Here is a 15,430-nt window from a genome sequence, read left to right on the forward strand (position 1 = left end):
ACCACTATAATCATAATGACTTACTGTAACTTTCAAACAACCCCGTACCGTTTATAAAAAAGGTAAATCAAAATATTGGTTTATTGTGGAAGAGCGAGTTCACAGATGATATGTTTATAATTGTGACAGAAAAGATGTGTTCCTATGAAAAACTTCTAATGTAACGGTTAGGCTCAAATAAGAGGGGGGATTAAGATGTTAACAAACAAGTACTTAGACGATTTATTCGAAGAATTAAAAATAGAAGGTGAAACTTACTTTTACTATTTCTACTCCTATGTAACACCATCAGCATCAGAGTATTTTAAATACGGTCTTGGAGCATTGGCAGACCTTGAGCATTTAATCATATGTTTTACCGATAAAAGACTTATGGTATTAGAAATATCAATGAGTGGTAAGTTCACGGGTAATATAAAGTGTATAGACATGAAGGATATAGAAAATGTGAAAGTTAAGAAAGGTTTGTTTAGGACTAAGATAACTGTCACTTCAACAGGTAACAGGGGAGATATTGTAATTAAAGCAAATAGTTTTACAATAGGCTTATCGAATCAGAAGAAAAACCTAATAAAATTAGAAAAGAAGTATAGTTAAAGATAAGAGACAAATAGGTTTTTATTTGAAGAAGGATTACAAAAAAAATCAATCTTTTTTATAAAAGAATAATTCGATTAAATACTATAAGAGCATGTTTTGATTAATCTTTTTTTCAAAACACGCTCTTTTCTTTCGTTCTTTTATCACGGTTAATAGCATTAATTTGATCAAACTTTAATCGAAACCTACATTAAGAAGCATCCGCACCTTCAAATTGACTATTATAAAGCGAAGCATAAAAACCATCAGCCTTCAATAACTCTTCATGATTACCTTGTTCTACAATATCTCCGTCTTTCATGACAAGAATTAAGTCTGCATCACGGATTGTTGATAATCTGTGAGCGATGATAAAGCTTGTTCTGCCTTCCATGAGGTTTTCCATCGCTTTTTGGATGAGTACTTCTGTACGAGTGTCAATGGAGCTTGTTGCTTCGTCGAGTATTAATATTTTCGGATCCGCTAGAAGGGCGCGGGCAATTGTTAGTAGTTGCTTTTGTCCTTGGGATACGTTGCTTGCTTCTTCGTTTAGTTCCATTTGATATTTATTTGGTAATGTTTTTACGAAGCTGTGAACGTGAGCTGCTTTCGCTGCTTCAATTACTTCTTCGTCGGTAGCGTCCAGTCTACCGTAACGTATATTTTCCATGATGGAGCCGTTAAAAAGCCAAGTGTCTTGCAGTACCATACCAAACATGTTGCGCAGGTCTTCTCGCGTGAAGTCTTTTATATCGTGACCGTCGATACATATTGCACCGCTGTTTACGTCATAGAAACGCATTAACAGTTTTACGATTGTTGTTTTACCAGCTCCAGTTGGTCCGACGATTGCTACTTTTTGTCCAGGCTTAATGTTAGCTGAGAAATTATTGATGATGATCTTATCTGGATTGTATCCAAATTGAACATCTTGGAAGGTAACTTCTCCTTGAACTTTTTGCAGCTTCACTGGATTTTCTGCTTCTGGCACTTCCTCTTCTTCTTCTAAAAATTCGAAGACTCTTTCTGCAGCAGCTGCAGTGGATTGAAGTACATTCGCGATTTGTGCTACTTGAGCGATTGGTTGCGTAAAGCTTCTAACATATTGCACAAAGGCTAAAATGTCTCCAACTGCGATGGTTCTCTTTACCGCAAGCCATCCACCTAAAATAGATACAGCGACGTAACCGATATTACCGATAAATGTCATAATCGGCATCATCATTCCAGATAAAAATTGAGATTTCCATGCTGAGTGGTAAAGGGTATCATTTACCTCTTCGAATTTTTTTACTTCTTCTTCTTCTTTGTTAAAGGCTTTTACGATATTGTGACCACTATAAATTTCTTCGACCTGACCATTTACATGTCCTAAATATTCTTGCTGAGATTTGAAGTATTTTTGTGATTTCTTTACGACTCCCATGATAAGAATCATGGATACTGGCAATATTAAAAGCGCCACTAATGTCATTTGCCAGCTGATTGATAACATCATGATAAGTACACCGATGATTGTAATAACGGATGTGATGATTTGCGACATACTTTGGTTTAAAGTTTGGCTCACCGTATCTACGTCATTCGTAATTCTCGATAATACTTCTCCGTGCGTTGTTTTATCAAAGTACTTTAGCGGCATACGGTTAATTTTTTCATCGATTTCTTTTCTGAAGTTATAAGATACTTTTTGGGCTACTCCAGAAATAATGTACCCCTGGATAATACCAAACGCAGTGCTCAGTAAATATAATCCAAGGAGTAAAATGACAATGTTTCCGATATAGGTAAAGTCAATGGCCGCACCGGGTGCTCCTGATACTTTGCTTACGAGTCCTTCGAAAAGTTTTGTTGTCGCATTTCCTAAAATTTTTGGACCAACGATTGTAAAGGCTGCACTACCGATTGCGAAAAGGATAACGACTAAGATTGATAATTTATAGGGCTTCAAGTATTGTAGGAGTTTATTCATCGTTCCTTTGAAGTTTTTTGCCTTCTCAATCTTTCTCATGCCACCGCCCATATGACCGCCACCACCAGGACCAGGGCCGCCTTGTCTTCTATTTTCTATTTTTCTATCACTCATGATGACAACTCCTCTCTTGAAAGTTGTGATAAAGCAATTTGCTTATAAACTTCACATTTTTCCATAAGCTCTTCATGAGTACCAGTTCCAACTATTTTTCCTTCGTCAAGTACTATGATCTTATCGGCATTCATGATTGTACTGATTCTTTGGGCAATAAGTAAAACAGTACTTCCTGTAATCTCATTGTTTAAAGCTCTGCGCAATGCTGCGTCTGTCTTAAAGTCAAGAGCTGAGAAACTATCATCGAATATGAAGATTTCCGATTTTTTCGTAAGAGCACGCGCAATAGAAAGTCTTTGTTTTTGACCACCGGAAACGTTCGTACCACCCTGTGATATTTCTGTATGGAAGTTTTCAGGTTTCGCTTTAATAAACTCCATAGCTTGTGCGATTTCTGCCGCTTTTGCGAGTTCTTCTTCAGTTACTTCTTTCTTACCGTATTTCAAATTACTCTCGATTGTACCTGAGAATAGAACTCCTTTTTGCGGTACATAACCAATTTTCTCTCTTAATTCCTTCTGAGATACTTCTCTAATATCCGTGCCATCTATTAATATTTGGCCGCTTGTGACATCGTAAAAGCGTGGAATTAAGTTGATTAATGTTGATTTACCACTACCTGTACTTCCGATGAAAGCTGTCGTTTCACCAGGTTTTGCAGTAAAGGTGATATTGGAAAGCACATCTTCTTCTGCACCTGGATATCTAAAGCTAACATTTTTAAATTCAACGTAACCTTTCTTGTCTGAAGCAAATGTTTTCGGCTCTTTTACATCACTAATGGTAACGTCAGTATCTAAAACTTCTGCGATACGTTGTGCGGAAACTGAAGCACGTGGAACCATAATTGATACCATTGAAATCATTAAGAAGGCCATGATGATTTGCATTGTATATTGCATAAATGCCATCAAATCACCAACTTGCATATGTCCCATATCCACTTGGTGTGATCCAACCCAAATAATAAGTACAGTAACGGCATTCATGATAAACATCATCATTGGCATCATAAATGACATTAAACGGCTTACAAATAAATTTGTTTTTGTTAAATCTTGATTTCCTTTTTCAAATTTCTTTTCTTCATGTTTTTGATTATTAAAAGCACGAATAACGAGCATACCTGTTAAAGATTCACGAGTGATTAAGTTAATTTTATCTACTAACTTTTGGATACTCTTAAACTTAGGAATCGCGATGCTAAATAAACCAATGACTAAGCTTAAAATTGCGATTACCGCAACTCCGATAATCCATCCCATTGAAACGTTTGTAGTTAGTACCTTAATAATGCCGCCTATACCTAAAATCGGTGCATAGAATACGATACGAAGCATCATAACCATAAGTGTTTGCACTTGCTGGATATCATTTGTACTTCTTGTAATTAGAGATGCAGTGGAAAACTTATCAAACTCTGCATTCGAGAAGTTAGTAACTTTCCGGAATACTTTCTTTCTAAGGTCTCTACCTAATCCAGCAGCTACTTTTGCAGCAAGTAAACTCACGATAACGGTAGCTGCCATACTTACTAAGGATAAAAGCAGCATTTTCCCGCCGGAAGTAAGAATATAATTAGATTGAAGTTTATCTATATTGATACCGATTTTTTTATACTCATTCTTAATGAATGAAACGGCTGATTGTGTTACCATGCTGCCTGGCATATTCTTAAACTTTTCATTTGCCTTTTCTTTCATTGCATTGATTTGATCTTGAGGGAGTTTCGCAATGACTGCAAAAGGATCTGTATTTGGCGGAAGCTTCGCGGGTGTTTTGTTGTCACCTGTCGCAGCAGGAGGGAAAGCAGATGGGCCGCCTTTTTCAATTCCTTGTGTAATTAACATTGGTTTCCCAAAGATATCGTTAAGTTCGTTAATTGTATTTTTATCTTCTGTATGTAGCTTATAAAGTGGTTCTTTATCAAGCTGCGGATAATCTTTTAAGTCATTTTTCAGTGCACTTTGAGAGAGGTTGTTCTTATCTAAAAGTGCATAGTTGTCAGCTACTTTTTTCTTCTCATTTTCATTCATAAAGAGCGTAAGTTTATCCATTTCACTTTTACGAATAACCTCAGGTACTGCATTTTCTACACCTTTTTGTTGAATCCCTACATTGACAATGTTAGACATATAGTCTGGCAGTGATAGATCGCATACTGCCTGCACAGTTAAAAGACATACAACTGCAATGATGGAAGCAACAAATGGTTTTAAATGTTTGATGATCTTTAACATTTAATTCATCTCTCCATTTTCCTTGTCTAATTTTTATAGTTTTTACTCCGTTTCACTCCTTTATTCTTCGTATTCTCAGAAATTCATTCTAGCAGCTCTTTACGTATTTTCGACTACAGATTAATTTTATGACTATATGAAGATATGATGCAACTTTTAGGGGAGAGAGCAGGTCATGTTTTGTTCTGTATACCAGTGAGTTATATTTTTTAAAATCTAGGTATAAATTAAAATAAAAAAGCAGATTGGCGGGGGCGGTGAATATAATGAATGTATTGCTTGTACACTACTTTTCTACTTTACTTTTTCTCTTTTTTTTGATTAAAATGTTAACAAAAAACAATCATTTTCATTGTTTTTTGTTGAATAAATTTTGAAAGCAATTTTTAAATCTAAAGAAAGGAAAAAAGGTAGCAAATGAAAGTAAACATTAAAATTATTGAAAAACTTAAAGAAGAATCTTGTACCTTTTACATTCACATTTTTTCTGGTTTAAAATATATTATTTGCGACAATCAAAGCGTACATTGATGTTGCAATTTTATTCGGACAGGCATTATGTCACCACAATTGTCGTGCTAAATGCGAGTATGTACACGTATGTTGAACAAAACTTAACATCTGACGTTATCCACAATAGTATACGCTATATTATTTAATACCAGTCGATCGCTGTAAGTAAGAGCTCACCCTCAGAACTTCAACACGGCCTGAATAATCTCTTCCATGCATGAAAAACGCGCATCGTAACCTACACAATCACAACATAATATTTAGCGGTGAGAAGTGTTGTTTTCGCTACGCATATCTTGATGCATCTGTAATAATTACTTCCAAAAGCTTCTCGTATCTTCAGTTTTTTATCATAAGAATACGTTGGGATTTATTGGTATGATCGATTTAATTTAAAACAGATCGCCCGTAATAGGCGATCTGTTTTTTGCTAGACTTGGCAACTGCTATTTTTTAAATCGCCTCATATTGCGTTTAGTTTAAGTATTGAGAGTAAAAGAATAGTAATAGAAAAATTAATGTTTTGCCGAATAATTTATTAAATAAACTTAAAGGAATAAAAAGTTCTCCTATTGTAAGGCTTTTGAGTTTATTCCTATTTGATCTTTTTATTAATTCTTTAAATGTTTGGAAGTTTATTCTATTAACAAAAGACCAACTTGGCATAGCTTTTGTATTTGAATCTATTTTGAAAATTATATGAATACTAGGAAACTTAAAACCGCTTATAAAAACAATAAGCATAAGCCCTAAAATAACTAACCAAGTCATTTCCAACACCTCCTTCCAGTATTTAATATTAAGATATTAAAACTGCTAAAGAAGTGTGCTATTGTCCATGTAAAATATTGAGAAATTGTTGCAGAAACGTTGAGAATATTGTAAGGCTATTGATAGTAAGGGAGTCAATTACACCTTGACATATTTATGAAGAAAGCCTAGATACAAAAAAGAACAAACAGATCGACCGTAATAGACGAATGACTTTTTGGGTTTATTTATTAGCGTAAGCAGGGGGGATAAATAATTAATATGAAGTAAAAATATTGTGCCATCTGCATCTTCGTAGATAGTGGGGTAACGCTTGTTTTCAATATCTACGGAGATGCAGACGATTATAACTACGTATTTGAAATATGGACTTATATCGCTTGGTAAGATTTTTATAGTAGTAAGTTTCACTTTTTTTAAATCTCACATTACTGTGGAAATATCTCTACTTAAAGCACAAAAATCATTGTTTAAAAACCCCCGAAAGACATGCTGCCATTTAAGAAATAGGCTGTTTTATCGCATTTTTTTGTTGGAATTTTTATTACGAGGTATAACAAGGGAATTAAAAAGAGAACAGTTGCGTAGACTGTTCTCTTAAGGAGCGGAAGTGCTGAACATTTTTAATGACAATGATTCAAGTATTCCGTTAATAGTATGTGCATATGTTTAAAATTCATGTAAGAAGGCAGTTATAAACAAAAAAGCTTAGAATTGTACTACACCGATGATAAGTAATCAAAGGTTACGTTCTAAGTTTGTGGTTAGAATTTCGGAACCCTTTCTTGTTAGATTAATTCCTGCCCTCCCTTTTTTGATTTGCAAATACCCTCTAATCTTCAGGAAATTTAACCGATGTCTAACCTGTGCCTCAGATAATTTCATTTCGACTTCTTGGCTCTTTTCAGAAATAATCCTTCTTCCGATTGCCTTTCCTCTTTCTTCATAATTCATGATGAGGTTAAGGATGAAAAGTGATTCTTCATCAAGAGCGGTTGAACCTGAATAAAAGGGCGGTATGTTTTCGATCGGGTTACTATCTGTTTTCCTAAGTGGAGGTTTTTGAAAATAATGTTGATTAGGCAAATCATTTTTCGTTATTTGGTTTCCGGTACGGACAGCAAGCATATAATCTATAGTATTTTTAAGTTCTCTTACATTTCCATACCATGGATACCCTTGAAGTTCTTCAATCAATTCTTGTTCAATTTTGACTTTACGGTCTGATAGCGCAACAAAATGTTTAGCCAATAATTCAATGTCATTTCGACGAACCCTTAATTCGGGAAGGTGTATAAAGAGTACCTTAAGCCTATGGTATAAGTCCTCTCTGAACACATTTTCTTGAATCATTTTCAGTAAATCCTTATTGGTTGCTGCAATAATCCGAACGTCTATGGGGATGATTTGACTTCCACCAACACGCATGATCTCTTTTTCCTGCAATACTCGAAGTAGTCGTGCTTGAAGTTTAAGACTAATATCTCCAATCTCATCTAAAAAAATAGTGCCACCATTTGCTTGCTCAAATAATCCCATTTTTCCACCCTTTTTTGCTCCGGTAAACGCTCCGTCCTCATAACCGAATAGTTCACTCTCGACTAAATCATCCGATAAAGCACTAAAGTTAACGGCAAGAAAAGGGCCGCTATTTCGAAGGGAAGCATTATGAATGGCACTTGCAAACAACTCTTTTCCGGTACCACTTTCACCTTCAATTAAAACAGTTAAATCAGTCTTAGCTAACCTTTTGGCAATTTGTTTCGTTTCTTGGATAGTAGAGCTAATCCCAACGATATTATGAAAGTTATATTTTGCTATGTATCCTTTTTTGACAAATTCTTTTCTTAATTTACGTTCAAGCCCAATGGTCTTAAGGGCATTTCTAAAAGTAACAATAATCGATTGATCATTTATATGCAGACGTTCCACTATCACATCCAAGCCGTTTACAACAAATATACCGCTTTCTTGTTGCTTATTTGAAAGGATAAAATTTACCAAATCAATATTATCAATAGTGGAATCAATAGGATGACCAATAGCATTTTTACTTTTTATTTTAAGCATGTTTTCCAGGATTTCATTAAAGACAACAATCCTTCCTTTAGAATCAATAGCTAGTATTCCATCACCAACACCATCAATAACTTGATGAAGTTGCCGATGAGCTTTAGCTAGATTCTTTGTTAAATCTACTATTTTTCGATAGTATCTCTCAGAAACATGGTTACCGGATTCCTCCATTAAATGAAATCGATCCAGAATGGACATGATCGTAGTAATATCTATTAGTCTATGACCAATATTAATCACTTTTTCTACAAAGTCGGGGATAATTTCAAGTTCGCCAGGTGTGATTGCAAGCTTGATCATTTGTGTATTCGTTTTTCCAGGATAGTATGGGATATATTCAATATGGTTCAGCCCCAATTGACGCATGGTTTCAATCGATTCATATACTGTTTGGTGATTATCATTCACATATAGGGCTTGCGTTCCTTCCGGCAAAAATAAAAGTTGGTCCACGTTTTCATAATTTAATGTTCGTTTTGCTATTATTACTTCACAGTTTTCCCCAATAAAGTTTTTGACCGTTTCTATAGTAAATGTATTAGGTAAAATGATTAATGTTGAATGAAATACTTTTGGAATACTTTCTTCTACAGAAAAACTTTCAATATCTATCAGATCACCTACCATCTCCGCTAGTTGTTGATGTAGGGCTTTTCGTGTTTCTTTTAAAACGGTAATCAATACAATGTGGTTGTTTTCAAATTTGTTCATAGAGCACCTCCTGAGTTGAATTTAATTGGTCTAAAGTTGGTTGTTAATTGGTTATATAATAACCAATTAACAACCAATTATAATGCATATCAACATAGTGAGCATTAAAAAACGACGAATTATTTAAAATTATGTAAATAATCATTCTAATTTTAATGTTGGCACGATACTTGCTTGTATAAATAGTGTGTAAAGAAATGATGAAATTAGTAGAGTAGTAATTTATATATCCGATTCTTTACCACTTCATAGAAAAAGGAGGATAAGAATATAAAATTCCAACAGAGAAAGACAACGAAACCATTTAAAATATGAGGTGAGAGGAAATGAAACCACTAATTGGCGTTACTGGGTATTATGTTGATCATAGTGAAATAGGGAAGGAGGGCCTGCGAGGGCTACCAGGTCAAGATATGGCTATCTTTTCTTATGATTACATCCGTTCACTTCAACGAGCAGGTGCAACCGTTGTTCTACTTCCAATCGAAGAAGCTGATCAAATCGATTCTACACTTAACCAATTAGATGGATTGTTATTGGCTGGTGGCGCGGACATCAATCCATTTTATTACGGTGATATTCCAAAATCGTATATAGGCACTGTAGAGGAAGAACGAGATAACTTTGAATTAAATTTGGCAAGGCAGGCTTTAGAAAGAGATATTCCTATTCTAGGAATCTGTCGAGGATTACAGGTGTTGAATGTTGCAGCTGGTGGGTCGCTTTATCAAGACTTAGAACATGAGATGGGCCCCGAATATTTCCATGTCCGGGAACAGTTTCGTAAATGGCAAGGCTCTCATTCCATAGATCTTCTTGAAGAGGGGAAAATTTATGAGGCTATTGGCCAAAAATCCTTAATGGTTAATTCTTTTCATCATCAAGCAGTGAAAACGCTGGGAAGAGATTTTGAAGTGAGTGCTCGGTCCTTTGATGGTGTGATAGAGGCCATTGAATCCAAAGCTCATCATTATGTAGCAGCCGTTCAATGGCATCCAGAAATGATGTCGGAAAGGGATGTTCTACAGCAGCGTTTATTTAACCACTTTGTGAATGAAATTAGTAAAAAGGCGGTTACATCTTAAAGTGTTATAAGTAAAAGAATCGATGGCATTTAGTTACCTTCTAAAGATATAAAGAGTTATTTGTAATAGGACAGCCTGGTACGCTCGGTAGTTGAGGTAACCAGACTGTCGGTTGCCAAAGATTTATTGAAAAGGGGATTGGTATATGAGTCAAGTGTCAGAAAAAGCAGTTTCATTCGAGCCAGAAGAAAAAAAAGAAAAAAGAGAATGGAAAATAAACGTATTTGCAATGTTACTTGTCCTCTTAGTCATTGCAACCGTGATTACACATATATTGCCAGCCGGAGAATATGTACATATTGAAAAAAATGGGTATACAACAGTAGATCCAAATTCATTCAAATGGATTGCATCAGCGCCACTTGGATTCTTTGATATGATAAAAACTATTCCTACAGGGCTGGTAGAAGCGGCTAATATTATCTTTTTTATTCTTATTATCGGAGGATTTTTTGGTGTATTAAAGGAATCAGGTACGGTTGAGGCTCTTGTTTCAACGATGGCAAAAAAACTCGCTAACCGTGAAAAGTTAATGATTCCTCTTATCATGCTGTTCTTTGCACTTGGCGGATCATTAATGGGGATGGCCGAGGAAACTTTGGTTTATGTACCTCTGTTTATTCCACTGGCTCTTGCGATTGGATTTGATACTATAACAGGAACAGCGATGGTATTGGTAGGGGCATCTGTCGGATTTACAACCGCAATTATGAATCCGTTTACAGTAGGGCTTGCGCAAGGGATAGCGGGTCTTCCTATGTATTCGGGGATGGGGTTCCGCCTGGTTTTATTCGTAGTCATATATCTAATTGCTGTTACATTCGTCTATCGTCATGCTATGAAAGTAAAGAGAGATCCGTCAAACGGAATTTACGGAAAATTCGATACAAACAAGTCAGACAGCCTATTAACAGCGAAAGTAGAGTTAACAAAAAGACATAAATGGATATTAACGGCATTTTTAATCAATTATATTATTCTTGTATTCGGTGTTATTAAGTACAAATGGTATATAACAGAAATTGCAGCCTTATTTATTATCTTAACTATAATAATTGCAATCATTGGCAAGATATCTATTGATGATACTGTAGAATCTTTTACACAGGGATCGGCATCTTTAATCAGTGGAGCTTTAATCATTGGTGTATCGCGCGCCATTTTGGTCGTATTGAATCAAGGACATATTATAGACCCACTACTTCACCAAGTATCGGAAGAAATGAAACATATTTCTCCTTTTTTAAGTGTTGTTGGAATGTACAACTTCCAAGTGGCTATTCATTTTATTTTGGCATCAGGTAGTGGCCATGCGATGTTGACAATGCCTATAATGGCACCGCTTGCAGATCTATTACACATTACACGTCAAACAGCAGTACTATCCTTTTCATTCGCGGATGGTATTGGAAATATTATTTTTCCGACAGGTGGTACGCTAATGGCTGGGTTGGCAATTTCAGGAATTCCCTGGACAAAGTGGGCAAAGTGGATTCTCCCTTTGATTCTAATTGAATACTCAATCGGTTTAATAGCGGTTATAATTGCTCATCTTATCGGTTATGGTCCATCCTAATATAGGACGGATAGTTTTTATAAAGTTGTTTACTTGTTGTGGATTTGAAACAGTTTTCTTATTTTCACTTGTCATTACCATTCCAATGTTAATGACATTAATAGCGACTTACTACCATTCGTTGCGAACAAGATAATATAGAAAGTGAATTTGTAAGTTTATAAAGAAAAGGTGGTTGTTATAAGTTATTCGCCTACCAAAACAATCAATCTTTTTTATGAAATTTTTGAGGGGTAAGTTATAAATCCCTTATATTTAGAACAATCTTTGTTCAAAATATAAGGGATTCTTTTTATGATGAAATGAATGTTCACTGCAATTTTTTATTAAACTTTATTTTAAAGCAATAGTTTTTGTAATTGACATCACTTCTTTGTGTAACTATAATAGTTACAGTTATTTTGGTGAATTGCTTTGCATTTCAAAGTTCATGATTGTGTATTTTTATTTCTTCTAAGTGTGATAGTTTTCAACTAACTATGTTCCAATGAAAGCTTATATTAAATCTCACATTCAAAGAGTAGTTAGCTGTATCATTCAAATTTACAGTGTGTAAATCCTTTAAAGAAACCACTATTTTCATCTTATTCTTTTTGTAATCCTCGGTATAAAAAATAGTAAACATCTACAGATATTAAATAAGACTGCATTATTTAGAAAGAAATCTTTTAAAAAGGTCATAATATGGATAATAGGCGGAAACTAATTTAATTAATATGAGTTGTTCCACCATAAAGACATTTTTTAATAAAAGTATAGAAAAACTCAAGAAGGTGAATCCATTGCGTAAACATTCACATGTGCAATTTTATGTATTGATATTGGCTCTAATAGCTTATTTAAGCTTTTGCTTTATCTTTTTATTTATTTTTCCGAATCATTATTTTGTATCAGATTTTAATATACGACTATCATCCTTAGTTATTGAGACTACTGTATTTATCTCATTACTTTATTCTATATTATCCAGAAAAATTAAGTTAGGAGTCTTCTGGGTTTGCATTACCATTGCAATAGGTTGTTTCTTGATAGGGAATTTCATATCTGCATTTCAAGTACTTAATCTAGAATTACCAATACAAAATTTTAATATCTCCGATGTATTTTTGTTGTTTTTCTTATTCTTTTTTCTTTTTGCGTTCTTTTATAAAATCATTATGGAATGTAACAAGTGGGAAAAAGCGTATTTACTTTGTGATTTATGTATTGTTGTTACTGCCATTTTTACATTAGAGTGGTATCTATTTAATAAACCTTCTGCAAATATCTTATTCTTATCAATTGGAGATGTTTTTCTCTCGTTTATTTTTCCGATTATAGATTTATTACTTCTTTTGTTAGGAGTTAGTCTGATCTTTCGACCAGCTATTTTTAATGCGAAAAGTAAATTATTTATTTTTATCCTAGTATTATCTGGATTGGCTATTACGGACTATTTGTATTTTTACTTGCAAGATGATTTGTCAGATCGTTCAGTTATATTATTAAGGTGTTTGTATAGAGTTTTCCTATTATTTATCGCCATTGCTGCTACTATACCAGAGAATGCATCTTCTAGAAGGAATTATTTCATTATCGATCCCACATTCGGAAAGAAACTTCTTGTTATATTTCCTTATCTTGCAGTTGCAGTCTTAATTGGTTTTACTTTTAAAGAGCAAACTTCCTCGGCTACACTTATTACTGGAAATTGTATTGCATTTGTATTTGTGCTGATTCGTCATACAATCGTACGAATGGAAAACAGAGATTTAACCGAAATGTTAAAAGTGTTTAATAATCAATTAGAACAAAAAGTATCTCAAAGAACAGCAGATTTAATAAACAAATCCAATGATTTGGTCAAAAATCAAGAGAGATTTAAGTCATTATATGAGTATCATCCAGATCCTATTTTAACGATTGATTCAAATGGTACGGTGTTAAATATAAACCAGGCTGGAAGTATGTTACTAGGAAAAAACAGTGATGAATTAATAGGTAAAAAGTGCTTCTCAATTTTTTTAGATGAAGATAGATCTGAATTGGAAGCAGCTCTACAAGAAGGTAAACGATGCAGTTCGGCTTCGTTACAATTACGTGTGAAAAATAATAATGAGAAGGACATTCATTTTTGGTACGTCACCATTGTTCCTATAATGATAGAAGGACAAACTTTTGGGAGTTATGTAATGGTAAAAGACATTACGAGAATGAAGCAACAACAAGATGAGATAAACTATCTAGCATTCCATGATACAGTGACGGAGATTGGAAATCGAATATTCTTCCAACAAGAATTAGAAAAATCCATTGAGCGTGCACAAAAAACGCAGGTTGAATTTGGACTCTTGTATATAGATTTAAATCGTTTTAAGACCATTAATGATACACTGGGACATTCAATTGGTGACAGTGTTTTAAAAGAAGTTGCTAAACGTTTTAGGACATGTCTGTCACCGGCCATTCCTCTAGCGAGAATAGGGGGAGATGAGTTTGCAATCATAGTCCATAACCACACAGAGCAACAGCTATTGGATTTGTGTGAAACTCTATTTCGTATAACTGAAGAACCATTTGTAGTAAATCAGCATAGTTTTTACTTATCTCTTAGTATAGGAATAGCAGTGTATCCGTTTGGAGGAATAAATACTACTACACTTTTACAACATGCTGATATTGCTATGTATAGTGCAAAGGAAAAAGGTAACAATGCTGTTTGCATGTATGACGAGACATTATCCAAAAAAATAACAAGACGATTACGATTAGAACAGGATTTACCGAATGCATTAGAAAATAATGAATTGTTTTTATTGTATCAACCACAAGTTGATAGTAAGACTGGTATGGTTATTGGTGCAGAGGCTTTAATTCGTTGGCAACATCCAGAGCTGGGACTTATTTCTCCTTTTGAGTTCATACCTATTGCGGAAGAAACCTCGCAAATTATTCCAATCGGAAAATGGACGTTACAGGAAGCGTGTCAACAATTGAAAAAGTGGCATTCTTCGGGATATGCAAATCTAAAAATGGGGATAAATTTATCAGCTATAGAGTTTGAACAGAAGGACTTTGTTCAAACAATCATATCTACCATAGAAGAAGTAGGGGTACCTGCTAGTTCGATTGATTTAGAATTAACGGAGCGGATCGCAATGGTAGATGAAAAGGAAACGTTAGCGAAGTTAAAAGTATTAAAATCATATGGTGTACATTTATCAATTGATGATTTTGGTACAGGATATTCTTCATTAGCATATCTTCCTTTGTATCCAATTGATACCTTGAAAATTCCAAGAGAATTTGTTAATAGGATCGGGACTTCTACTGATGGAGATGAAATTATTCATACCATTATTTCACTAGCACATACTTTAAACATGAAAGTGATCGCAGAAGGGATAGAAACGAAGGAACAATTAGAAGTATTACAACATAATGCATGCTATCTAATTCAGGGTTATTACTACAGTAAACCTGTTAATGAAGATGAATTCATTAAGTTTATAAGCACGATTTGACACTCCCACCCCTAAAGAGGCAAGCTGACTAACGTCAGTGAGATTCTTGCTACCAAAGGCGAAGTCCATTTCTGGTATCGCTGACGTGCAAGATTGCGGTGTGCCATCACCACTCCCACGACAGACCATATAGGTTCGTGAGCTACGGTACTCTATAACCATACCGTACAGATCGTTGCGTGTTCATATGTTTTAGCGTCTTGTTCTTGACGACACTAAATCTCCTATTAAAAAGCCTAATTTCTCAATCCTTTGTAGAGAAATTAGGCTTTTTTCATCACATCATT

The 15,430-nt window shown here is 34.6% G+C and carries 8 protein-coding genes; 4 read left to right on the forward strand and 4 right to left on the reverse strand.

Translation table 11 applies throughout. The features are described from left to right. The first annotated feature begins 195 nt into the window (after nt 1-195). The gene (locus tag U860_RS0105305) at nt 196-597 is read left to right on the forward strand and encodes a PH domain-containing protein (protein WP_025147665.1); all 402 of its coding nucleotides are present in this window, start codon (nt 196-198) and stop codon (nt 595-597) included. 193 nt (nt 598-790) lie between these two features. On the opposite strand, the gene U860_RS0105310 is transcribed toward U860_RS0105305, so the two are convergent. The 4 genes from U860_RS0105310 to U860_RS0105325 form a co-directional block, all read right to left on the reverse strand. Continuing rightward, nucleotides 791-2,665: an ABC transporter ATP-binding protein gene (locus tag U860_RS0105310; RefSeq protein ID WP_025147666.1), complete on the reverse strand. Its 1,875-nt coding sequence runs from the start codon at nt 2,663-2,665 to the stop codon at nt 791-793. After that, entirely contained in the window at nt 2,662-4,908 is a 2,247-nt protein-coding gene (locus U860_RS0105315) for an ABC transporter ATP-binding protein (RefSeq protein ID WP_025147667.1), read from the reverse strand. The genes U860_RS0105310 and U860_RS0105315 overlap by 4 nt, the downstream gene beginning before the upstream one ends. A gap of 987 nt (nt 4,909-5,895) precedes the next feature. Next, nucleotides 5,896-6,192 (reverse strand): hypothetical protein, encoded by a 297-nt coding sequence (locus U860_RS0105320; protein ID WP_025147668.1) that lies wholly within the window; start codon nt 6,190-6,192, stop codon nt 5,896-5,898. Nucleotides 6,193-6,930: 738 nt separating this feature from the next. Then, nucleotides 6,931-8,979: a sigma 54-interacting transcriptional regulator gene (locus U860_RS0105325; protein ID WP_025147669.1), complete on the reverse strand. Its 2,049-nt coding sequence runs from the start codon at nt 8,977-8,979 to the stop codon at nt 6,931-6,933. Between the two features lie 326 nt (nt 8,980-9,305). On the opposite strand from U860_RS0105325, the gene U860_RS0105330 reads away from it, so the two are divergent. From U860_RS0105330 to U860_RS0105340, 3 genes are all read left to right on the forward strand, one after another. Further along, entirely contained in the window at nt 9,306-10,064 is a 759-nt protein-coding gene (locus U860_RS0105330) for a gamma-glutamyl-gamma-aminobutyrate hydrolase family protein (protein WP_025147670.1), read from the forward strand. A gap of 145 nt (nt 10,065-10,209) precedes the next feature. After that, nucleotides 10,210-11,640: a YfcC family protein gene (locus U860_RS0105335; protein WP_025147671.1), complete on the forward strand. Its 1,431-nt coding sequence runs from the start codon at nt 10,210-10,212 to the stop codon at nt 11,638-11,640. Nucleotides 11,641-12,422: 782 nt separating this feature from the next. Next, the gene (locus U860_RS0105340) at nt 12,423-15,143 is read left to right on the forward strand and encodes a GGDEF domain-containing phosphodiesterase (RefSeq protein WP_025147672.1); all 2,721 of its coding nucleotides are present in this window, start codon (nt 12,423-12,425) and stop codon (nt 15,141-15,143) included. The last annotated feature ends 287 nt before the right edge of the window (nt 15,144-15,430 follow it).

This window comes from Bacillus sp. H1a (genome assembly GCF_000633475.1).
GTDB classification, from domain to species: domain Bacteria; phylum Bacillota; class Bacilli; order Bacillales; family Bacillaceae_G; genus Bacillus_A; species Bacillus_A paramycoides.

Excerpts from the sequence above, each read along its gene's own strand:
- U860_RS0105305 (WP_025147665.1), top strand. The coding sequence starts at position 196 with ATGTTAACAAACAAGTACTTAGACGATTTATTCGAAGAATTAAAAATA.
- U860_RS0105310 (WP_025147666.1), bottom strand. The coding sequence starts at position 2,665 with ATGAGTGATAGAAAAATAGAAAATAGAAGACAAGGCGGCCCTGGTCCT.
- U860_RS0105315 (WP_025147667.1), bottom strand. The coding sequence starts at position 4,908 with ATGTTAAAGATCATCAAACATTTAAAACCATTTGTTGCTTCCATCATT.
- U860_RS0105320 (WP_025147668.1), bottom strand. The coding sequence starts at position 6,192 with ATGACTTGGTTAGTTATTTTAGGGCTTATGCTTATTGTTTTTATAAGC.
- U860_RS0105325 (WP_025147669.1), bottom strand. The coding sequence starts at position 8,979 with ATGAACAAATTTGAAAACAACCACATTGTATTGATTACCGTTTTAAAA.
- U860_RS0105330 (WP_025147670.1), top strand. The coding sequence starts at position 9,306 with ATGAAACCACTAATTGGCGTTACTGGGTATTATGTTGATCATAGTGAA.
- U860_RS0105335 (WP_025147671.1), top strand. The coding sequence starts at position 10,210 with ATGAGTCAAGTGTCAGAAAAAGCAGTTTCATTCGAGCCAGAAGAAAAA.